Origin of the sequence: Sporolactobacillus vineae DSM 21990 = SL153 (assembly GCF_000377985.1) — a bacterium.
Lineage (GTDB): Bacteria > Bacillota > Bacilli > Bacillales > Sporolactobacillaceae > Sporolactobacillus > Sporolactobacillus vineae.
The window spans coordinates 248,862-271,706 of the sequence record NZ_KB899045.1; the positions used below are offsets into that span (position 1 = coordinate 248,862).

The window sequence follows — 22,845 nt, forward strand, 5'->3', positions numbered from 1 at the left end:
GTTATGGTCAGCGTAAGCGGAAGTACATCGGCAACGAATTCGAACTATTATCTATTAAATACAGGAACAAATAGTAGTCTCCAAATTTCAGGCCTCGCTAGTGGTATTGATGTTGATAGTATTGTGAATAAATTAATGCAGGCAGAGTCTGTTCCTCTTGATCAAATGAATCAGCAGCTTCAGCTTATGGAATGGAAACGCGATGATTATCGCAGTATGAGTACACTGCTGTCTAATTTACAAACAACGGTCAATACAATGGCGATTCAATCCAGTTACGCAAAAGCTGCTACTGTCAGTGATCCATCAAGAGTAACGGTAACGGCAGGGACAAGTGCTGGCAATGCAACCTATACATTGAGTGACGCTTCCCTGGCTACAGCGGCGACCAACCAGAGCATCTCATCAATATCAAAAAAAGACCCAATTTCCAATCAGCCATTATTTGATTCAAGTAAACCATTAATTGGTCAAGTTGATAATTTGAGTAATACTGCGATTAGTTGGGACAGCCATTCAATCAGCGAGGAGAAAATCAATGTTGCAACCAATGGGACAGATTTTCAATTAGCAAATGGTGCTGTAGATGTTACTAGCCCTGTTGTTGTAAATTCAGGCGGTGTAGATAAGTCATTTAATGTTGTCACTACGCAATCTGCCTTTGACAGCGCGGATCCGGCTACCACACCGACAGTTCTCGTTAATCAGACGACTGGACAGATGACTTTTAACCAACAGATTACAAAAGGCTCCACGATAACTGCATCGTACAATTATAAAACAGTTCATTTTGACCTGACAACTTATGACAGCAGTGGAAATGCGATATCCACCGTCAAAGATTTTAATGGCAGTATGTCACTTGACGGTATGCTTCAAAGTATTAATGGATCTGGGGCAGGGGTTTTAGCTTTCTACGACTCTGCTACTCAAAAAGTTGCTTTTTCCACAACACAGTCCGGTAATCTGAATTCTAATGGTAATGAAATGATTTTTAACAGCGATTTTTTGAAGACAACTCTTCAGATGACAGGAACAGAACAAGGCGGCTCAGATGCTACTTTTACTCTGAATGGTATGGAGACATCACGTCACTCGAATACATTTACGGTTAATGGTACGACATTTAATCTGACACAAAGCATACCCGCTACTGAAACAGTCACTGTGGGCATTAGCACAGATACAGACAGTGTTTTTAATCAGATCAAAAGCTTCGTTGATCAGTATAATGATACAATTAAGCAGATCAATGATATGACCAGTATGGCTCCAGATCGGGATTACCCGCCACTAACTTCGGCACAAAAAGCACAAATGAACGAAACGGATATCAACAATTGGAATGAGAAAGCGCATCAGGGAACCTTATATGGTGATAACATACTGAACAATGCGTTGAGCAGTTTGCGGCAGGATATTTATAATCCGGTAAGCGGGATCACAGGCGGCACTTTCAGCCAGTTAGCACAAATTGGCATCACAACGAGCAGTGATTATCTAGATCATGGCAAACTTATTATTGATGAAAACAAATTAAAAAGCGCCATTGCCTCTGACCCTACAGGGGTTATGAAGCTATTTACAAATGGTAATTCCAGCACGGACAGTTCAGCTACACTGGGAATAGCCAAACGTCTATACAATACGTTGCAGGATACGGTTTCCCAAGTTAAGGAACAAGCGGGAACGGCCACGATGGTGAATGATAACTTCTTCATCGGCAGAAGTATTGATGATATGAACGATCAGATATCCGCTTTTCAAGATCATCTGAAAACCATACAAACTCAATACTATGATGAATTTACTGCAATGGAACAAGCGATTGAACAGGCAAATTCACAGGCAGCGTATCTGCAAAATACATTCGGCTGATAAGGGGGTAAGCATCACAAATGCCAAACAACGCCTATAAGGTTTATCAGCAAAATTCTGTTTTGACCGCAACTCCTGGGGAATTGACACTCTTGCTGTTTAATGGGTGCCTGAAATTCATTCGTCAAGGTCGGGGAGCGATTCTGAATAAGAACTATGAACAAAAAAATAAGGTCATTCAAAAAGCTCAGGCGATCATTACGGAGTTAATGGTGAGTCTGGACAGCAAACAGCCTGTAGCAAAAGATATGATGTCACTGTACGACTATATCCATCGTCGGCTGATCGAAGCCAATGTGAAAAATGATATAACAATTCTGGATGAAGTAGAAAAACTGGTAGCAGATTTCAGGGATACTTGGAAGCAAGTGATCATCATTAATCGCAAAGAACAAGGAAAAAATCATTCGTCCATGATACGGGTGTGACATGATCATATATGATATTTTTGAACTAACAAAGAAAATTAAACGCATTGCTGAACTGCAAATCAAGGATCATAGTAAAGAATCTATCGAAAAATTGAGTTCATCCCTTAAGGAACGTCAGTTGCTGATCAACCAGCTTACTGGAAACTATACAGAAGAAGAAAAAGTGCTTGGGAAAAAGATTGTTAAATTGAACGAAGAAATTGATATATTATTAAAAACGACCAGAGGATTAATGGTTGGTGATATGCAACGATTCCGTCGGCAAAAAAAGTCTCTGAATTCATATAGAGGTGGTTATCAAACGCCAGGTATCACCAGTGCTTTTATGGATAAACGCGAATAAAAATCGTCTCAGATCAATCAAGGCGATTTTTTTTCAGCTCATTTTTCAAATATAATAATAAAAGCGGTTCGCCCGACAAGATTGCCGGACGAACCGCCTGCTTTTTGGATGTTGTGTGTGTCAGTCTGCGGCAACGGCTTCTTTTTCGGAATTTTCGTCGTTGAGGCTGGCCAGGAACTGCAGATAGTTGTATGTGGATTCTTTTTCGTCTTCATTGAGCTTTTCGAACAATTCGACGATTTCTTCTTTTTTAACGGACATTTGGAAGTCTCCCTTTATGAGATGTTGTCACCGTCTCAGAGCAAGTTTGAGAATTTCATCACAAAGTTGGAACTAAAGACCAACTTTTCATAATAACACTCACTTATGTGAAATGCCTGTGAAAGTGATCACTTTCTGAGGGGGAGGTAACCCCTCATTGCGCTTTTATTATATGTGTAATCCGGGGACCGGTCAATAGAATTCGGCCTATTTGGCGGTGTTATTTCGATTGAAATATTGCATGTGATCGGTGCCTTTTCTGCATGAATCAGAAAGGTCGGATGCAGCCGCTGTATCGTCGAATGATTAAAAATAAACACGTTTTTTGTAAAATAATTTTGTTAATTAGGCAGGAATTGGGACGGGAATGGCGAAACTATATAGTATCGAAGGGAGGTTTTCTCATGGATCTGAACATTCGCGGAGAAAACATTGCAGTTACACCTTCTCTGAAGGAATACGCAGAGAAAAGGATCGGCAAGCTGGAGAAGTATTTCGGTGCACCCCTTGCAGCAAGCGCCCGGGTGAATATGCGGGTTCATAACAAAGAACAGGTGATTGAAGTCACGATTCCGATTCAGGGCCTCCTCCTGAGAGCAGAAGTTGGACAGGAAGATATGTATGCAGCGATTGACCTGGTCGTCACCAAGCTTGAGCGACAGATCAAGAAGTATAAGACGAAAATCAACCGCAAATCGCGCCAGGATACCCGGCAGGCGATTCAGACACCCGGTGCCGGTACGCTGACCCAGACAACTGCGGCCGCCGGACAGAAGACGGAAGCGGATGCACCGGAGATTGTGCGCCGCAAGAGTTTCGTCCTCAAACCGATGACGGCCAAAGAAGCCATTTTACAGATGGAAATGCTCGGCCACACATTTTTCGTATTTAACAACGCCGACAATGGCGAGACCAGTGTCGTGTATGAGCGCAAGGACGGACGCTACGGCCTGATCGATCAGGAATAATGCGCCTTCCGATAAGCGAATGGAATAGAAAGGTCAGGGGAGATTCACGATTTGTGTGAATCTCCTTTTCGTTAGCTGCGATTTGTCAGGATGGTTTGGAACAGAGCGCACCGCCTGTTTCAATTTTCCCTTCAGAGGCGGTGATCTCCGGTTTTCAACCTATCCGTTTTAGTCTATAATGATAATTGTTACTTTCTGCCCGGATTGACGGGACTGAATTTCCGGAATCGAGCTGGTGCGTCCGAATGCGGCGCGGTTCAGCGAATGATGTGACAGGAAATTCAGGTAAGAAAAATTTTGAATCAAGCAGCAGATTGGGGAATGACAAGATAGAAAAAAGCTCCGCCTTGTCACCGGACAAGGTGCGGAAGTCTAAAATGAGGTGTTCGCAGGCATGTTAGGATTGCTTAAAAAGGTTTTGGGAGACACGAGCCTCCGCAAGCTGAGCCGTTTTGAGAAACTGGCTCACAAAATAGACGACATGGCTGATGACTACAAGAAACTGAGTGATGATGAGCTGCAGGCGAAGACGCCGGAATTCAAACAGCGTCTGGCCGATGGAGAAACGCTGGACGACATCCTGCCGGAAGCTTTTGCGACTGTGCGGGAAGCGTCGACCCGTATTCTCGGTCTGACACCATTCTATGTACAGATTGTCGGCGCGATTGCGCTGCATGAAGGCAACGTTGCCGAGATGAAAACCGGTGAAGGTAAAACACTCGTTGCGACGATGCCGCTGTATCTGAATGCGCTGGAAGGCAAAGGTGTCCACCTGATCACAGTCAACGATTATCTGGCGTCGCGTGATGCCAATGCGCTCGGTCCGCTGTACAATTTTCTCGGCATGAGCGTCGGTCTGAATTCAAACGGCATGTCGCCGGAAGAGAAGAAGACAGCATACGGTGCGGATATCACGTACGGTACGAACAGTGAATTCGGCTTCGACTATCTGCGTGACAACATGGTGCTTTATAAGGAAGAAATGGTTCAGCGTCCGCTGAATTTTGCGATTGTCGATGAAGTCGACTCGATCCTGATCGATGAAGCCCGGACGCCGCTGATCATTTCCGGCAACGCTGAGAAGTCGACCGATCTCTATGTGCGGGCCAATCAGTTTGCCCGACTGCTGACGGAGAAGCAGGACTACAAGGTCGATTTGAAGACGAAGACCGTCCAGCTGACCGAAGAAGGCATGTCGAAAGCAGAAAAATTTTTCCATATTAAAAATCTGTATGACTATTCCAATGTACTGCTGAACCACCATGTCAGTGAGGCACTGAAAGCTCATGCAATCATGCACCGTGATACGGACTATGTGGTACAGGACGGCCAGATCGTCATCGTCGATCCGTTTACCGGCCGTCTGATGCAGGGCCGGCGCTACAGTGAGGGCCTGCACCAGGCGATTGAAGCCAAGGAAGGCCTGGAGATTCAGAGCGAAAGCAAGACGCTGGCGACGATCACGCTGCAGAACTTCTTCCGCATGTATCAGAAGCTTTCCGGTATGACCGGTACGGCGAAGACGGAAGAGGAAGAATTCCAGAGCATTTATAATATGGATGTTATCGTGATCCCGACGAACAAGCCGATGATCCGCGATGACCATCCGGATCTGATCTATAAGACCAAAGAGGGCAAGTTCAAGGCCGTCGTCGAAGAGATCGTGAAGTTGTATCACCGCGGTCAGCCGGTGCTGGTCGGTACGGTTGCCGTTGAAACATCGGAACTGATTTCGAAACTGCTGAAAAGGCGCGGCATTCCGCACAATGTCCTGAACGCGAAGAACCATGCAAGTGAAGCGGAAATCATCATGAATGCCGGTCAGGTCGGATCAGTGACGATTGCCACCAACATGGCCGGTCGTGGTACCGATATCAAGCTGGGCGAAGGTGTGGTTGAACTCGGCGGTCTGTTCATTCTCGGTACCGAACGCCATGAGTCACGGCGTATCGATAACCAGTTGCGTGGCCGTTCCGGACGTCAGGGCGATCCCGGTGAATCCCGCTTCTATCTGTCTCTCGAAGACGATCTGATGCGCCGGTTCGGGTCCGACAAGATGAAGGGTATGATGGAACGGCTCGGCATGCACGACGATCAGCCGATTGAAAGCAAGATCGTCAGCCGGTCGGTTGAAGCGGCGCAGAGGCGTGTCGAAGGCAACAACTTCGATGCCCGCAAGCAGCTGCTGAAATTCGACGATGTGATGCGCCAGCAGCGTGAGATTATTTATAAAGAACGTATGGAAGTCATGGAAGCGAAGAACGTGCGTCCGGACATTGAAGACATGATCCATACGGTCATTGAGAACCTGATCAAGTCCCACACACCGGACAACGAAGTGCCGGAAGAATGGGATCTGAGTTCGGTCATCGACTATCTGAATGCCAAGCTGTTCGATGTCGGCGAATTGAGTGTGAAGGATCTTGACGGTCTCGATCCGGAAGAAATGATCGAGATGCTCGAGAAGAAGGCTAGGGAACGCTACGATGAAAAAGAAGAGCGGTTCACGCCGGAACGGATGCGCGAATTTGAACGGGTCATTCTGCTGAGGACCGTCGATACGAAGTGGATGGATCACATCGACGCGATGGAGCAGCTGCGTGAGGGTATCTATCTTCGTGCGTATGGTCAGGTCGATCCTTACCGTGCCTATCAAATCGAAGGGCATAAGATGTTTGAGGAAATGATCGGGGCGATCGAAGAAGAAGTCGTCAACTTCATCATGAAGGCGGAAATCCGTGAGGAACCGATCCAGCGTGAACGTGTCACCCACGGGTTGCAGGTACTCTCCGGCGGCCAGGATGAAGGCGACGCGCCGAAGAAGAAGCGCAAGCCGTTTGTTCGCAAGATGCACGTCGGACGCAACGATCCGTGCCCGTGCGGCAGCGGCAAGAAGTATAAGAACTGCCACGGCAAATAAGCCGGGCAGGGGTACGATTGAAAATAATGAGCGGAAGCCGGGCCGATGCCGGGGCAGATGACCCGGTACCACCCGGTTTTCTCAGGAAAGCAGGTTGAATGAATGGATTTACCGGAAATGAAACACGAGATTGACGAGATGGAAACCCGTCTCCAGAAATTTAGGGGGTCTCTTTGACTTAGATAATAAAAAGGCCCGGATCGCCGAACTCGATGAGAAAATGGCGATGCCTGGATTCTGGGATGACAACGGCAAGGCTCAGAAAGTGATTGATGAATCCAATGAGCTGAAGGAAAAGGTCGATAATCTCGGCAAACTGGAGGAGAAGTTTGAAGACCTTCAGGTAGCCTATGAACTGGTCAAAGAGGAAGACGACGCCGATCTGAAAACGGAGCTGGAAGCGTCGCTCGGTGAAGCGAGCAAGGCATTCAACCGTTACGAGAACCGGCTGCTGCTCAGTGGTCCGCATGACAAGAGCAATGCGATTCTTGAATTGCACCCGGGCGCCGGCGGAACGGAAGCCCAGGACTGGGCGTCGATGCTGCTGCGGATGTACACGCGCTGGGCCGAGAGCCACGGCTATCAGGTGGAAACACTGGATTACCTGCCCGGTGATGAAGCGGGCGTGAAGAGCGTTACTCTGCTGATAAAAGGACTTGACGCTTACGGCTATCTGAAAGCGGAAAAAGGAATTCACCGGCTCGTCCGGATTTCACCTTTCGATGCGGCCGGCCGGCGCCACACATCATTTGTTTCCTGCGAAGTGACGCCGGAAATTGACGACACGATCGACATTGAGGTTCGGCCGGAAGACGTCAAAATGGAAGTCTTTCGTTCCAGCGGCGCCGGCGGCCAGCACATCAATAAAACGTCATCGGCGGTACGGCTGATCCATATTCCGACCGGTATTGTCGTCAGCTGCCAGTCGGAACGGTCGCAGTTCCAGAACCGTGATCAGGCGATGAAGATGCTGAAGTCGCGTCTCTATCAGCTTGAAGAGGAAAAGCGCGAAGCGGAGAAAGCGGCGCTGCACGGCGAACAGAAGGAAATCGGCTGGGGCAGCCAGATCCGCTCCTATGTTTTCCATCCGTATTCGATGGTCAAGGATCACCGGACAAACGTCGAAGTCGGCGATGTCAATCGCGTGATGGACGGCGATCTCGATCCGTTTATCGATGCTTATCTGCGACTGAAAATCAAATAAAATGAAGCTCCCGGAAACGGACGGATGATGCCCTTTTCCGGGAGCTTTTTCTGTTATCAGCGCAGTTTCCCGGAGTCACAGCCGGCTGATCAGAGCGATCAGGAGAAACAGGACGATCAGTGCACCCCAGACGAGCGTGATCAGATAATCTTTCTTTACTCTGGCGTACTTCCATTCGAACAGCATGCGCACGGCCGTAAAAATGACGATAAAAATGATGGCGAAAACGAGCGGCTGCCCGTAGAAACCGATCAGAATCAGAAACAGGGCGATCAGGATCGTTTCTATGATCAGTTGTGTCTTATTAACCGGCCGCGGATGAGGCGAATCGTCTGCAACCACCGCCCATTTCTTTCGGATCAGACTCTCGGCGAAAAAAGCCAGCACCGCAAAAAGTATTGCCAGCAGGATATAAAATACCACGTGTCTCACCATCCGTTCCTTCTGTTCCTATTATAGCTGAGCCGGAGCCGCCCGATGCGAAAAACATCAGGACTGTTTGACCGTACCGGGCGCATGCCGTAGAATGGTCTCATTGACTTTTTATATCTGATTAAAAATGGGGCGTCGCAACATGCATTTCTTCGCAAAAAAGGACAAACATGCCGCACCGCCAGGCGGCTGGCGGGCTGTGGTGCTGGACTATTTCTATGTTCTGGTCGGCTCGGCTGTGCTTGGCATTTCGTTCAACGTTTTTCAGCTGCCGAACAAGATTGCCGCCGGCGGAGTCAGCGGGATCAGTATCATCTTGCACTGGACACTGGGCTGGGAACCGGCCTATGTCCTCTGGGGACTGAACATCCCGCTGTTCATCGGCGGTGTACTGATTCTCGGCAAGAGCTTCGGCTATTTTGACTATGCCCTGAAGACGCTGACCGGCACCTTGTTCCTGCCGCTGTCTGTCTATCTGACGGCGAGCTGGCCGGCAGCGACGAACAATCCGCTGCTCGGTTCGGTGTTCGGCGGAGTCGGCGTCGGGATCGGGCTCGGCATTGTCTTCCGCGGCCGCGGATCGACCGGCGGGACGGCACTGGCCGGTCAGGTGCTGAAAAAATTTACCGGCTGGTCACTCGGTATCAGTGTGTCGCTGATCGACGGGCTGATCGTCTTCGCTTCGGCGCTGACCCTTTCCCTGGAATCGGCGCTCTACGCGCTGATCAGCATCTACCTGCAGGCGAAACTAATCGATGTCGTACAAATCGGCTTTAACACGGAGAAAATGGCGCTGATCATCTCGGACAAAGAGGATGCGATGCGTCAGGCAATCCTCGCCGAGATCGACCGCGGCGTCACCCGGATCACCAGCCAGGGCGGGTATACCGGAGACGACCGGCCGCTGCTGATGACGGTCGTGTCGCAGGGGGAACTGACGCACCTGAAGCAGCTCGTCAGAGCGATCGATCCGGAGTCTTTCTTCATTATTACCAATGCGACGGAAGTGTTCGGAAAAGGGTTCTATCACGGGGACTGAAGTTCCCGGCGGCAGCAGTGGCGCGGCCCCGTCTCTTTCTGTGCGATTGCGGCGTGGGCGTCCCGGCTGCGAGTCCTGTGCTTTCGTGATCAGGCACAGGACATTTTTCCCTGAAATGGGTGGCTTTTGTCGGAATTTGAAATTTAAATGTAATATTCTTTAATATTTTGTCGGCCGCCGAGATGATATAATTAAGAATAATTGAGGCGGAAGAACTGGTTCTACATACATAAGTCTTACGGGCAGCGAATGATCGCTTTGGTTAAATCAGGATTGTGAAGGAGCAGAGGGGAAACACATTATGGAAGACATGATTGTAATGGACAATGTCTGGAAGGCTTATCCCAATGGTGTGATGGCGCTTAACGGGATCGACCTTTCCGTCGGGGAAGGGGAGTTCATCTACATTGTCGGGCCGAGCGGTGCGGGCAAGTCGACGTTCATTAAGATGATATTCAGAGAGCTGAAACCGACGAGAGGGAAGATTATCGTTGATCATAAGAATATTGCGACGCTGCGCGATCGTCAGGTGCCTTATTTCAGGCGGAAGATCGGGGTTGTATTCCAGGATTTCCGGCTGCTGCCGAAGCTGACGGTCTATGAAAATGTGGCGTTCGCGCTGGAAGTGATTGAGGAGTCGCCGCGGGTCATCAAGCGCCGCGTGATGGAGGTGCTCGACCTGGTCGGCCTGAAGCACAAGGTGAATTCATTCCCGGGCCAGCTTTCCGGCGGGGAGCAGCAGCGTGTGTCGATTGCCCGCTCGATCTGCAACCGGCCGCCGGTGCTGATTGCCGACGAACCGACCGGAAACCTGGATCCGGATACGTCCTGGCAGATCATGGATGTGTTCAAGCGGATCAATGAGCAGGGAACGACGGTCGTGATGGCGACACACAACCGAGAGATCGTGAATACGATCAAACATCGGGTGGTTGCGCTGGAAGACGGCATGATCGTTCGCGATGAAGAGGAAGGTGCCTACGGATATGAAGCCTAGAACACTGCGCCGCCATATTAATGAAAGTGTGAAGAGTCTCGGCCGTAACGGCTGGATGACGTTCGCATCGGTCGGGGCGGTTGCCGTATCGCTGATCCTGGTCGGCATGTTCCTGATGGTCATGTTCAATCTGAATAAAATTGCCGGCGATATCGAAAGTGATGTTGAGGTGCGTGTCTATGTGTCCCAGTCGGCGACGCAGGCTCAGACCAGGCAGCTCGGTTCGGATCTGAAACAGATCAGGAATGTGCAGTCCGTGACCTATGAGTCGAAGAAGCAGGGACTGAATAACCTGATGAAGAGCCTCGGCAACGACAAGAGCACCTTCTCAGATCTGAAGAATGAAAATCCGCTGCCGAATGCGTACATCCTGAAAACCGATAATCCGCAGCAGACGACTTATGTGGCAAATAAAGCGCAGAGCCTTGCCTATGTGTCCGACGTACGCTACGGGAAGGGCACGGTGGAGAAGCTGTTTCACGTGATCAATATTGCCCGCAACGTCGGGATTGTCCTGATTGTCGGCCTTCTGTTCACATCGATTTTCTTGATTGCCAATACAATTAAGCTGACGATTGTTGCCCGCCGCCGCGAGATTGAGATCATGAAACTGGTCGGCGCGACCAACTCGTTTGTCCGCTGGCCGTACTTTATCGAAGGGCTGATTATGGGCGTTCTCGGGTCGGTGATCCCGGTTCTGATGGTCTTCATTGTCTACCATTTCGTTTATTACAATCTCGGGGCAAGTTTTTCCGGGATGTTCATCAGTCTGATCCCGTATCAGACGATGACGACGAACCTCAGCCTGCTGCTCGTCGGCATTGGTGCGGCGATTGGCGTCTGGGGCAGTCTGAACTCGGTACGCAAGTTTCTTAAAATCTGAACACAAAGTCATTTTCACAGGGGTTCTCCGATCGCGGGAACGCCTGTTTTTTTCGGTGATTTCGGGCAGGATAAAAGGGGAAGCCCCAGAGACGGGACACGGATCACGAAAAAATAGGGAATACGAACGGACGTCCGGCCGGCGAACAGGACAATAGCCGCATCTTGCGGTATGATTACAAGTAATATAACCTATTTGCCACTGGTGTCTCAGTGAATCGGTGACACTGATGGAGGAGGCACATTCATGAAAAAATTCAGCGGCAAAGTTGTCGCGCTGCTCATGGCGCTATCGCTGATTGTCGGCGCGGCGGGCGCGTTTGCCGTTTATCGGGTGGCGCTGCCGGCGCGTGCCGCACAGCAGTCGGTTGCAGCCGGAGCGGCAGCTTCAGGCACGGAATCGGCAAAAATTCAGGCGATCCATGACCTGATTGAGAAAGATTATTTTAAAAAGATCAGCAGCACAAAATTATATGACGGTGCTATTCAGGGGATGATTTCTGCGCTTGGCGACCCGTTCAGCAGTTATATGGATGCGAAAACGGCGTCGGACTTCACGCAGTCTCTGTCTTCATCGTTCCAGGGGATTGGCGCCGAAGTTCAGAAGATGGGGAATACGATCAGCATCGTTTCCCCGATCAAGGGGTCTCCGGCGGAAAAGGCCGGTCTCAAACCGAACGATCAGATCGTATCGATCAACGGTAAATCGACGGACGGTCTGGATATTAATCAGGCGGTCAACAAGATTCGCGGGAAAAAAGGGACGACGGTTACTATCGAGATCAAACGTCCCGGCGTGGCCAATACGCTGCATTTTTCGATAAAACGTGATACGATTCCGATCCGGACGGTGAATCAGAAGATGATCCATCAGGGCGGACGGTCGATCGGTTATCTTGCGATTACTCAGTTTAATGAGAACACCGACAAAGAATTCGCCACGGCCCTGAAATCACTGGAGAACCAGAAGATGCAGGGGCTGGTCATCGATGTCCGCGGCAATCCGGGCGGCTATCTCCAGGCAGTAGAGCAGATGGCCAGCCTGCTCGTCACCGATCAGAAGCCGATCGTTCAGATTGAGGACCGCAACGGTAAGAAGCAGCCGTTTTACTCAACGCTGAAGAAAAAGAAAAACTATCCGATTGTCGGTCTGATCGACGGCGGCAGTGCCTCGGCAGCCGAGATTCTGTCCGGCGCGCTGAACCAGGCGGGCGACTATCCGCTTGTCGGCACAAAGTCATTCGGCAAGGGTACCGTTCAGCAGGGCATTCAGCTGTCGGATAAGAGCGAACTCAAACTGACGACCGACAAGTGGCTGACGCCGGACGGGGACTGGATCCATAAAAAGGGCATCCAGCCGACGGTCAAGGTATCCCAGCCTGCGTATTTCTATGTCGCACCGCTATCGCTGAAAAAGGGTCAGATTCTGAAATATGATCAGAACTCTTCACGGATTGCGACGGCGCAGAAGATGCTGGTGGCTGCCGGAGACGATCCGCAGCGGACCGACGGCTATTTCAGCACTGCGACAAAACAGGCGGTCATCGCGTTCCAAAAATCGGCCCACTTGAATCCTACGGGAACGATCGACAAAAAAACGGCGAACGCACTTCAGATTGCGACACTCAAAGCGATCAGCAACACGAAAAATGACCGTCAGCTGAATACAGCGATCCGGCTTGTTGAAAAGAAAATAAAATAAAGAATGGGATCTGGAAAACTCCGGGGCGGCCGCCCCGGAGTTTTTTAATCCTTACCGAAAAGTGGATCGAGCGCTCTCAAATTTTAAAACGCGCCGAGTCTAGCCGCACGCGCTCCTCTTTTCCAGATCCTCTGCTATTCCACGGCAAAACTGGAAAAACACCCTGCAAATCAGCTATTTTTTACAAAACCTGTGATTTCAGTTCACAGAAGAGGCATTTTTGCGGTATTCTTAAATTAGTTGATTTGTGCGTGTCTAATGATGTTGGGGGAACAGCGTATGTGGGCCATCATTCGATCCATTTTATTCGGCATTGCGACTTTTTTCATGAATCCGTTGTTCTACCTGCTGGTGGTCGGGCTGTTTCTGTTCAGCGCGCAGCGGGTCCGGCGGGAGCGGCGTTCGTTCCGGGTCAAGGCATACGGGATGTTCAACACCGTTTTTCGGAGCATTGCGCCGAGTCTGGTCGTCGGCGTCGGCGGATCGATTCTGCTGCTTGCGGCGGGGGTTGCTGTGCCGCCTGGAATGATCGTGCTGTTTTCCCTCGGCTATCTGGTGATCATGCTGACGACGCAGCTCCGTTTTCTGTCGCCGGCCGTTGCCGGCGGGCTGACGCTGATCGCTGCCTATCTGCTCCCCCCTGTCCGGACGCCGCTCCCGCTGGTCAATCAGTGGATCACGGAGGTTCGCCAGGCTGACCTTTTTGCATTCGCGGTATTTCTTGCTGTCGCGATGCTTGCCGAGACGATGCTTGTCTTGCTGTGGGGCGCGAAGCAGACGTCGCCGCGGCTGATTCAGAGCGGCCGGGGCGGCATGGTCGGCGCCCACGAAGCGAGCGAACTGTGGATCGTGCCGTTCCTGTTTCTCGTCCCGCTGGCCGGGCCGGTCGGCCATATCGGTTTGTGGCCGTTTGTCTCCGGCAGCAGCCAGAACTTCGGCTTTGCGCTGTTCCCGCTCGGCGTCGGGATTGCCCAGCTGATCACCTCATCGCTCCCGGCACCGGCAGTAAAACGGACTGGGTATTGGCTGCTGTTCACGACCGGCGGCTTCCTGGTCATCGCCGGAACCGGGGCCTACCTGCATCTGCCGGTCGTTATCGTTGCCGGCGGGGTGCTCGCGCTGATCAGCCGGCTTCTTCTGCTCTTCTATCATCATGAACTCAGGAGCAACCGTCCGTTTTATTTTGTGATGCCGGAACAGGGGCTGCGCGTGATCGGTGTGATCCCGCATTCACTGGGCGACCGGATCGGCGTTCGTCCGGGTGAAGAGATTCAACAGGTGAATGACCGGAATGTGAACAGCGAGCGGAACTTTTATGATGCCCTGCAGGCCCAGTCGGCGTACATTAAAATCAAAGTGATCGACCGTTTCGGGGAACCGCGGTTTGTTAAAGGACCGGTGCATCAGGATGACGGCCATAAGATCGGTCTGCTTTTTCTCGAATCAAGTGAAATCAATTCAGGCTTGAAGTCACTCTCGTGATCAACGTCACGAATACTATAACTGGAACATAATCCGGTATCAGGAATCACCCGTTCTTTTTTCCAGCTTATTAAAAGTGTGGAATTGAGCTTTGAGAGATGCGCTGCCCGCAACTTCTGAAAGCAAAGAACGGGTTCGATGTCCCCGGGTGTTCCATTTTATCATTCAGAACAAAACGGCAGGAAAGACAAACTATGTAAATGAAGAGTTATTTTTCCTGAATGTTCGGCTCTTGTGTTATGCTTGAATTAAGAAAACCGGGAAAGGAGAAAAGGGAAATGAAATCGACAGGTATTGTACGTAAAGTGGACGAACTGGGCCGTGTCGTCATTCCGATTGAGCTGAGACGGACGATGAATATTAAGGAAGGCGATCCGCTGGAAATCTTCACGGAAGACGACCGGATTATCTTCAAAAAGTACATTCCGGCCATGGCGTGTCAGATTACCAACGAAGTGTCGCCGGATAATCTGGTACTGGCCAATGGCAAACTGATTTTGAGCAGAAAAGCGGCAAGGGAAGTTGTTGCCGAAATCAAAAAAGATCTGGGCGAAGATGTCCGTGCCTGAGACGACCTCATCCATTTTTATAACCGCTTCCATGTTTCCGGACATGGGAGCTTTTTTTCTGCAGACTGATTTCCCGCTCAGAAGAAATTAAGAATATCTGTTCGCTTTTTGTTGCCGGTCTCCCGGTGACATGTGTTATAATCATAATTAACGATTTAACTGATTTGGGGGCGAATCTATGGATTTTCAGCTTGTTTCCGGCTATCAACCGGAAGGCGATCAGCCGGAAGCGATCCGTGAGCTCGTCGACGGCATCGAGGATGGCAGAAAGCACCAGACTTTGCTCGGCGCGACCGGTACCGGGAAGACGTTTACCATGTCCAATGTGATTGCCCAGGTAAAAAAGCCGACGCTGGTGATTGCGCATAACAAGACGCTGGCCGGCCAGCTCTACAGCGAGTTCAGGGAATTTTTCCCGAACAATGCAGTGGAATATTTTGTCAGTTACTATGACTATTATCAACCGGAAGCGTATATTCCGCAGACGGATACCTATATTGAAAAAGATTCAAGCATTAATGATGAGATCGACAAGCTGCGCCATTCGGCGACCAGTGCCCTGTTTGAACGCCGCGACGTGATCATCGTCGCCAGTGTGTCGTGCATCTACGGTTTGGGCTCTCCTGAAGAGTACAAGTCGCTCGTTGTTTCGCTGCGCCCGGGGATGCAGAAAGACCGTGACGCGATGCTGCGCCAGCTGGTTGATATCCAGTACACACGCAACGATATCAATTTCACACGCGGCACGTTCCGGGTTCACGGCGATGTCGTGGAAATTTTTCCGGCGTCGCGCGATGACCACTGTATCCGTGTCGAATTTTTCGGGGATGAGATCGAGCGGCTGACCGAGATGGATCCAATGACCGGCGAAATTGTCGGTGAACGCGATCATGTCGCGATTTACCCGGCCTCACACTTTGTGACCGGACAGGAAAAAATGAAAAAAGCGATCGTTAATATCAAAGCAGAGCTTGAGGATCGCCTGAAATACCTGCGTGACAACAATAAACTGCTCGAGGCGCAGCGGCTGGAGCAGCGGACCAACTACGATCTGGAAATGATGCAGGAGGTCGGCTATTGCTCAGGGATTGAAAACTATTCCCGTCATCTGACCTTCCGGAAGCCGGGCGAAGCGCCTTACACACTGATGGACTACTTCCCGGACGACTTTCTGATTATGGTGGATGAATCGCATGCCACACTGCCGCAGATCCGGGCGATGTACAACGGCGACCGGGCGCGAAAAGATGTCCTGGTGGACAATGGTTTCCGGCTCCCGTCAGCCAGGGACAACCGGCCGTTGAAATTCGAGGAGTTCGAACAGAAGGTCAATCAGATCGTATATGTTTCGGCGACGCCGGGCGACTATGAACTGGAACATTCGGGAAAGCCGGTGGAACAAATTATCCGTCCGACCGGCCTGCTTGATCCGGTGATTGAAATCCGGCCGATCAAAGGCCAGATTGACGATCTTTATGATGAAATCATGACGCGGGCGAAAAAACATGAGCGTGTTCTGGTGACAACGCTGACGAAAAAAATGGCGGAAAATCTGACGGATTATCTGAAGGGGATGGGCGTGAAAGTCCGCTACCTGCATTCGGAAATCAAGACGCTCGACCGCGTCGAGATTATCCGTGATCTCCGGCGCGGCGAATTTGATGTGCTGGTCGGCATCAACCTGCTCCGTGAAGGGCTGGACATTCCTGAAGTGTCGCTGGTGGCGATTCTCGATGCGGACAAGGAAGGGTTCCTGCGCTCTGAACGTTCGCTGATCCAGACGATGGGCCGGGCAGCACGCAACGAACACGGTAAAGTCATCATGTATGCGGATAACGTGACCGATTCGATGCAGCTGGCGATTGATGAAACGAACCGCCGGCGCAAAATCCAGAATGAATTCAATAAAGTCCATCATATTACGCCGAAAACGATTCAGAAGGCGATTCCTGAACTGATAAAAGCCACCTATGAAGTGGCCGACAATGGTAAAAAAGGAACAAAGAAGAAACATAAACTGACCAAGTCGGAACGGAAGAAGACAATTGTCAGCATGGAAAGCGAAATGAAGAAGGCGGCCAAGTCGCTGGACTTCGAACGTGCGGCTGAACTCAGAGATATCATTTATGAACTGAAGGCGGAGGGATAAGGAATCCATGGTACTGGAAAATATCGTTGTCAAAGGCGCGCGGGAGCATAACCTGAAAAATGTCAATGTCACCATTCCCCGTGACAAAATGGTCGTGATCACCGGACTGTCGGGGTCGGGGAAGTCGTCGCTTGCCTTTGACACGATCTATGCCGAAGGGCAGCGCCGCTATGTGGAATCGCTCTCAGCCTATGCGCGCCAGTTCCTCGGCCAGACGAGCAAGCCGGATGTCGACGCGATCGAAGGGCTGTCGCCGGCCATTTCCATCGATCAGAAGACGACCAGCCACAACCCGCGGTCGACGGTCGGCACCGTGACAGAAATCTATGACTATCTCCGGCTGCTGTTCGCCCGGGTCGGCCATCCGTTCTGCCCGACCCACCATATCGAGATCACATCGCAGACGATTGAGCAGATGGTGGATCGTGTGCTGGCCTATCCGGAGCGGACAAAACTGCAGATCATGGCACCGCTTGTCTCCGGCCGGAAGGGGACGCAGGCAAAGGTCCTGGAGGAGATCAAGAAGAAGGGCTATGTCCGCGTTCGCGTCGACGGCGAGATCCATGAAGTCAACGAAAAGATCAGTCTGGAGAAGAACAAGAAGCACAATATTGATGTCATCATCGACCGGCTGATTGTCCGTCCGGGTATTGATGCGCGGCTTGCCGATTCACTGGAAGCCGCCTGCAAGCTCACCGACGGCCGGGCAGTGGTCGACATCATCGGCGGGGAGGAGCTGCTCTTTTCCGAACAGCACTCCTGCCCGTACTGTGGTTTCTCGATCGGCGAACTCGAACCGCGCCTGTTCTCTTTCAACAGCCCGTTTGGTGCCTGCCCGGACTGTGATGGACTCGGCTCGCGGATGGAGGTCGATCCGGATCTGGTGATTCCCGACAAGACGAAAACACTGGCGGACGGAGCGATTGCGGCGTGGGAACCGACCAGCTCGCAGTACTATCCACAGCTGCTGAAATCGGCCTGCGCCCATTTTGGCATCGACATGAATGTGCCGGTGGACAAACTGCCTAAGGATCTGCTTCATATTATTTTGTATGGTTCCGGGACGGAGCGGATTCATTTTCACTATGAGAACGAGTTCGGCGACGTCCGTGATAAGGATATGTATTTTGAAGGTGTGCTGCCGAATATCGGCCGCCGCTACCGGGAGACCAGTTCTGACTTTATCCGGGAACAGATGTCGGAGTACATGATGCAGAAATCGTGTCCGACCTGTCATGGCTACCGGCTCCGTCCCGAAGCTCTGGCCGTGAAGATTGCCGGAAAACAGATCAGTGAAGTGACGGCAATGCCGATCCGCGACATGCTGCAATTTTTCAAAAATCTGGAACTGACGCCGAAGGAACAGACGATTGCCCGGCTGATTCTGCGCGAGATTCTGCAGCGGACCCGCTTCCTGATCGACGTCGGGCTCGACTACCTGACGCTAGGACGGGCAGCCGGCACGCTTTCCGGCGGTGAAGCGCAGCGAATCCGCCTGGCCACACAGATCGGTTCGCAGCTGATGGGTGTGCTGTACATTCTGGATGAGCCGTCGATTGGGCTGCATCAGCGCGACAACGACCGGCTGATCCGCACGCTGCTTGGGATGCGTGATCTTGGGAATACGCTGATCATCGTCGAACACGATGAGGATACGATGCTGGCTGCCGACTATATCATCGATGTCGGCCCCGGTGCCGGGGAACATGGCGGGCGAATCACCGCCCAGGGAACGCCAGGAGAAATTATGGCGAATCCGCATTCACTGACGGGACAGTATCTGTCCGGAAAGAAATTTATCGCTATTCCTGCAAAACGGCGCAAGGTAACCCGGCGGGCGATCCGGATCACCGGAGCGAAGGCAAACAACCTGAAAAATATCAATGTGACTTTTCCGCTTGGCGTGATGACGGTCGTTACCGGTGTTTCCGGTTCCGGAAAAAGTACTTTGGTGAATGAAGTCCTGTTCAAAGCACTGGCGCAGAAACTGAACGGACGCCGCGATGCGCCGGGCGAGTTCAGACAGATCAAAGGCGTGAGCGAGCTCGACCGCGTCATTCAGATCGATCAGTCGCCGATCGGGCGGACGCCGCGGTCGAATCCGGCGACATATACCGGTGTGTTTGATATGATCCGGGATGTCTTTGCGGCAACCAATGAGGCCAAAGTGCGCGGTTATAAAAAGGGCCGGTTCAGTTTCAACGTAAAAGGCGGACGCTGCGAAGCCTGCAGCGGCGACGGAATCATCAAAATTGAAATGCATTTTCTGCCGGATGTCTATGTGCCCTGTGAAGTCTGTCACGGCAAACGGTACAACAGGGAGACACTCGACGTTACTTATAAAGGAAAAACGATTGCCGACGTGCTCGACATGACCGTTGAAGACGGCCTCGAATTTTTCAAAAATGTACCGCGGATCAAGCGCCGGCTCGAACCGCTGGCGGCGGTCGGGCTGGGTTATATTCGTCTTGGCCAGCCGGCGACGACGCTGTCGGGCGGCGAGGCGCAGCGTGTCAAGCTGGCGTCGCAGCTGTACCGCCGCACAAAAGGGCGCGCGCTGTATATCCTGGACGAACCGACGACCGGTCTGCATACCGACGACATCGCCCGGCTGCTCCGCGTCCTGCAGGCGCTGGTCGACAGCGGCGACAGTGTCCTGATTATTGAGCATAATCTGGATGTGATCAAATGCGCGGATTATCTGATTGACTTGGGTCCCGAAGGCGGAGAAGGCGGCGGGACGATTGTTGCGACCGGTACACCGGAGCAGATTGCGGATACGGAGGGCTCTTATACCGGCAAATACCTGAAACCGATTCTCGAGCGGGACCGTAAAAGAATGGCGGAGCGCCTGAGGGCGAAACAGACCGCGGCGGCTGAGAAAAGCTGAAGTTTCCGCGCTTTCGATGACGGGTGACTTGTGATCTTTCCCCGGCAAAGGGTATAGTTAAAGAGAATACAACACAGGAGGTTTCCCATGGAGAAAAGGCTTTATCGTTCACGAAGTAACAGGAAGGTTGCCGGTATTCTCGGCGGCCTGGGCGACTATCTGAACATCGATCCGACCGTGCTGCGCGTCATCTTTATCATTCTCCTGATCGCTTCCGGATTTTTTCCGTGCATCATCGGGTATTTTATCGCCTATTTTATTATTCCTGAAGAGGATGTGTGACGGCGATGATCCGAAGATGGTTTGCCAACACGATGATTAATATTCTTGTGAATATGATCATTCTGATGACACTGGCCGGATACCTCCATACGATGGTGCACCTGTCGGGGGTCGGGGCGGCTTTCGGGGCCAGCGTCGTGCTGGCGATTCTGAACACGTTCGTCCGGCCTGTGGTGCTTCTGTTCTCCCTGCCGGCAACGATTATCACGTTAGGTCTCTTTATTTTCGTCATCAACGCATTGATGCTGCTTTTGACGGCGGCAATCCTGGGCCCTGCTTTTGAACTGGACGGTTTCGGCAGTGCACTGGTCGTCGCCATCATCATGGCAATTTGCCAGATGATCATCCAGAGATTCATTATCGGTCCGCTTCGAAAGAATTGATGAACATTACCGCAGGGACACGGTTATTTCTTAATCCGACAGGCGGTTTATGGTAAAATAAAGCTAAAATAAAACGGTTACATTCCTTTCAGACAACGGCATATGAAATGGAATGACTGTCGGAAAACCGGGTGAGAAAAAATGAGTAATGTGCGAGTTAATGAATTAATTGAACATTTTAATCTGAAATTAGTCAGCGGTGAAAAGGGTATCGGCCGTGAAATTATCGTCAGCGATATTTCGCGGCCCGGTCTGGAAATTGCCGGGTATTTCACCTATTATCCAAGACGGCGCCTTCAGCTGCTTGGACGGACGGAACTGTCTTTCTTCAACGAACTCAGCACTGATGAACGCTATAAGCGGACGTCCCAGCTGTGCACAGCGCAGACACCCTGCATCGTCATCTCCCGCGGGATTGAGGTCCCGGAAGAATTTATCGTTTCTTCGAACAAGCGGAACGTGCCGATTCTTCAGTCAAAGATGAAGACGACGCGCCTGAGCAGCATGATCACCAATTATCTGGAGTCTAGGCTGGCACCGATGACAGCGGTGCACGGCGTGCTGGTCGATGTCTATGGCGTCGGCGTGCTGATCACCGGTGAGAGCGGTGTCGGGAAAAGCGAGACGGCACTCGAACTGGTCAAACGCGGGCATCGGCTTGTTGCCGACGACTCGGTAGAGATCCGTCAGGAAGGCGAGAACGAGCTGGTCGGCAGTGCCCCGGAACTGATTCAGAATCTGCTTGAAATTCGCGGACTCGGCATTATTAATGTCATGACGCTGTTCGGTGCCGGAGCTGTGGTTAACGCCAAACAGGTTTCACTGGTCATTCACCTTGAACTGTGGGACAATAATAAAGTTTACGACCGGCTCGGGCTGGATGAGGAAAAAACCAAACTGATCGATACCGAAGTTCCGCGTCTGGTTCTGCCGGTGCGGCCCGGACGGAATATTGCCGTGATCATTGAAGTTGCTGCGATGAATTTCCGCCTGAAGAATATGGGCTATCATGCGGCGCAGCAATTCTCCGACCGATTGAACGACACATTGAACGAACGGTAAGCCGGCTGCAGAAACCGGCTGTTTTTATAAGGAAAATCTACGGTTCATCGCCGGTCCTGAAGGGATTTTCGGTCTTCAGGCGCTGTGTTTCGGTCTTCAGGATCAAGTTCGATCATCCGATCGATTTGAATTAAAGAGAAAAAGAAAGCTGGGAAGAGAATGGATCAGACAATTGAGCCGTTGAACCGGGTGGCGCTCCAGTTAGGCCCGATTCATATTTACTGGTACGGTGTATTTATCGCGGCAGCCGCGCTGCTTGGTTTGCTGCTGGCGATGCGTGAAGGCAGCAGAAGAGGGCTTCCCCGCGACACATTCGTGGACCTGATTCTGTTCGCTGCACCGATCGCCGTGATTTTTGCCCGGATCTATTACGTGGCCTTTCAATGGCCGTACTATGCGAAACATCCCGATCAGATTATTGCCATCTGGAACGGCGGCATTGCCATCTACGGATCGCTGATCGGTGCCGTCGGTACGGCCATCGTCTTCTGCATAGTACGCAAAATCCAGTTCTGGAAACTGGCCGACATTGCCGCACCGAGTGTCATTCTCGGCCAGGCGATCGGACGCTGGGGCAACTTCATCAATCAGGAAGCACACGGCGGACCGACCACACGTGCTTTTCTGGAGCACCTGCATCTGCCGAAGTTCATTGTGAATCAGATGTATATTAACGGAACCTATTACATACCGACTTTTCTGTATGAATCCGTCTGGGATTTTGCCGGTTTCATTCTCCTGATGATTCTTCGAAAGGTCAACCTGAAGCGCGGCGAACTGTTCATGACGTACGTCGTCTGGTACGCAATCGGCCGCTCCTATATTGAGGGGCTGCGGACGGACAGCCTGATGCTTGGGCCGCTGCGCGTCTCGCAGTGGCTGGCTTATTTCCTGATCGTCTTAGGCATCGGTCTGATCTTATACTGGCGCGTTTGTAAAAAAGATCGTCCGCATTATCTCGATGCCTGAAA

General features: G+C 51.4%; 20 protein-coding genes. 18 read left to right on the top strand and 2 right to left on the bottom strand.

The features are described 5' to 3' along the window. The first annotated feature begins 3 nt into the window (after window positions 1-3). From fliD to fliT, 3 genes are read left to right on the top strand one after another with little or no spacing between them, the layout of a single operon-like run. Window positions 4-1,878 (top strand): flagellar filament capping protein FliD, encoded by a 1,875-nt coding sequence (gene fliD / locus D889_RS0107280; RefSeq protein ID WP_010631897.1) that lies wholly within the window; start codon window positions 4-6, stop codon window positions 1,876-1,878. A 20-nt stretch (window positions 1,879-1,898) separates the two neighbouring features. Then, the gene (gene fliS / locus D889_RS0107285) at window positions 1,899-2,306 is read left to right on the top strand and encodes a flagellar export chaperone FliS (RefSeq protein WP_010631898.1); all 408 of its coding nucleotides are present in this window, start codon (window positions 1,899-1,901) and stop codon (window positions 2,304-2,306) included. 1 nt (window position 2,307) lies between these two features. Next, window positions 2,308-2,652 carry a flagellar protein FliT gene (gene fliT, locus D889_RS0107290; protein ID WP_010631899.1) on the top strand — a complete coding sequence of 115 codons (345 nt, stop codon included), beginning with the start codon at window positions 2,308-2,310 and terminating at the stop codon, window positions 2,650-2,652. Between the two features lie 120 nt (window positions 2,653-2,772). Here fliT and D889_RS15600 read toward each other — a convergent pair whose 3' ends face one another. Next, window positions 2,773-2,913 carry a hypothetical protein gene (locus tag D889_RS15600; protein ID WP_018962238.1) on the bottom strand — a complete coding sequence of 47 codons (141 nt, stop codon included), beginning with the start codon at window positions 2,911-2,913 and terminating at the stop codon, window positions 2,773-2,775. Window positions 2,914-3,317: 404 nt separating this feature from the next. Here D889_RS15600 and hpf point away from each other — a divergent pair, with 404 nt between their 5' ends. From hpf to prfB, 3 genes are all read left to right on the top strand, one after another. Beyond that, entirely contained in the window at window positions 3,318-3,881 is a 564-nt protein-coding gene (hpf, locus tag D889_RS0107300; RefSeq protein ID WP_010631900.1) for a ribosome hibernation-promoting factor, HPF/YfiA family, read from the top strand. A 394-nt stretch (window positions 3,882-4,275) separates the two neighbouring features. Continuing rightward, a complete protein-coding gene (secA, locus tag D889_RS0107310) occupies window positions 4,276-6,801 on the top strand; it encodes a preprotein translocase subunit SecA (protein ID WP_010631901.1) in 2,526 nt (841 codons plus the stop codon). 102 nt (window positions 6,802-6,903) lie between these two features. Beyond that, a protein-coding gene (gene prfB, locus D889_RS0107315; protein ID WP_141629373.1) for a peptide chain release factor 2 occupies window positions 6,904-8,005 on the top strand; the annotation gives its coding sequence in 2 pieces (ribosomal slippage) (window positions 6,904-6,975 and window positions 6,977-8,005; 1,101 coding nt in all). 75 nt (window positions 8,006-8,080) lie between these two features. On the opposite strand, the gene D889_RS0107320 is transcribed toward prfB, so the two are convergent. Further along, entirely contained in the window at window positions 8,081-8,440 is a 360-nt protein-coding gene (locus D889_RS0107320; RefSeq protein WP_010631903.1) for a DUF4181 domain-containing protein, read from the bottom strand. 139 nt (window positions 8,441-8,579) lie between these two features. Between D889_RS0107320 and D889_RS0107325 the strand changes: the two genes are divergently transcribed. The 12 genes from D889_RS0107325 to lgt all read left to right on the top strand — a co-directional run bounded on the left by D889_RS0107325 (window position 8,580) and on the right by lgt (window position 22,843). Continuing rightward, on the top strand, window positions 8,580-9,476 hold the full coding sequence (locus D889_RS0107325) for a YitT family protein (RefSeq protein ID WP_010631904.1): 897 nt from the start codon (window positions 8,580-8,582) through the stop codon (window positions 9,474-9,476). A 310-nt stretch (window positions 9,477-9,786) separates the two neighbouring features. Beyond that, on the top strand, window positions 9,787-10,473 hold the full coding sequence (gene ftsE / locus D889_RS0107330) for a cell division ATP-binding protein FtsE (RefSeq protein WP_010631905.1): 687 nt from the start codon (window positions 9,787-9,789) through the stop codon (window positions 10,471-10,473). Next, entirely contained in the window at window positions 10,463-11,356 is an 894-nt protein-coding gene (gene ftsX, locus D889_RS0107335; protein ID WP_010631906.1) for a permease-like cell division protein FtsX, read from the top strand. The genes ftsE and ftsX overlap by 11 nt, the downstream gene beginning before the upstream one ends. A gap of 246 nt (window positions 11,357-11,602) precedes the next feature. Further along, complete coding sequence (locus tag D889_RS0107340; protein WP_010631907.1) at window positions 11,603-13,057, top strand: S41 family peptidase; 1,455 nt, start codon at window positions 11,603-11,605, stop codon at window positions 13,055-13,057. 279 nt (window positions 13,058-13,336) lie between these two features. Next, the gene (locus D889_RS0107345) at window positions 13,337-14,539 is read left to right on the top strand and encodes a cell division protein (protein ID WP_010631908.1); all 1,203 of its coding nucleotides are present in this window, start codon (window positions 13,337-13,339) and stop codon (window positions 14,537-14,539) included. 278 nt (window positions 14,540-14,817) lie between these two features. Then, window positions 14,818-15,108 carry an AbrB/MazE/SpoVT family DNA-binding domain-containing protein gene (locus tag D889_RS0107350; protein ID WP_010631909.1) on the top strand — a complete coding sequence of 97 codons (291 nt, stop codon included), beginning with the start codon at window positions 14,818-14,820 and terminating at the stop codon, window positions 15,106-15,108. A gap of 178 nt (window positions 15,109-15,286) precedes the next feature. After that, window positions 15,287-17,257: an excinuclease ABC subunit UvrB gene (gene uvrB, locus D889_RS0107355; RefSeq protein WP_010631910.1), complete on the top strand. Its 1,971-nt coding sequence runs from the start codon at window positions 15,287-15,289 to the stop codon at window positions 17,255-17,257. Window positions 17,258-17,264: 7 nt separating this feature from the next. After that, complete coding sequence (gene uvrA, locus D889_RS0107360) at window positions 17,265-20,147, top strand: excinuclease ABC subunit UvrA (RefSeq protein WP_010631911.1); 2,883 nt, start codon at window positions 17,265-17,267, stop codon at window positions 20,145-20,147. 87 nt (window positions 20,148-20,234) lie between these two features. Continuing rightward, a complete protein-coding gene (locus D889_RS0107365; protein WP_010631912.1) occupies window positions 20,235-20,429 on the top strand; it encodes a PspC domain-containing protein in 195 nt (64 codons plus the stop codon). A gap of 5 nt (window positions 20,430-20,434) precedes the next feature. Further along, window positions 20,435-20,812, top strand: coding sequence for a phage holin family protein (locus D889_RS0107370; RefSeq protein ID WP_010631913.1), 378 nt, complete (start codon window positions 20,435-20,437; stop codon window positions 20,810-20,812). A 141-nt stretch (window positions 20,813-20,953) separates the two neighbouring features. Then, window positions 20,954-21,874, top strand: coding sequence for an HPr(Ser) kinase/phosphatase (hprK, locus tag D889_RS0107375; protein WP_010631914.1), 921 nt, complete (start codon window positions 20,954-20,956; stop codon window positions 21,872-21,874). A gap of 159 nt (window positions 21,875-22,033) precedes the next feature. Continuing rightward, a complete protein-coding gene (gene lgt / locus D889_RS0107380) occupies window positions 22,034-22,843 on the top strand; it encodes a prolipoprotein diacylglyceryl transferase (protein ID WP_010631915.1) in 810 nt (269 codons plus the stop codon). Window positions 22,844-22,845: the final 2 nt, after the last annotated feature.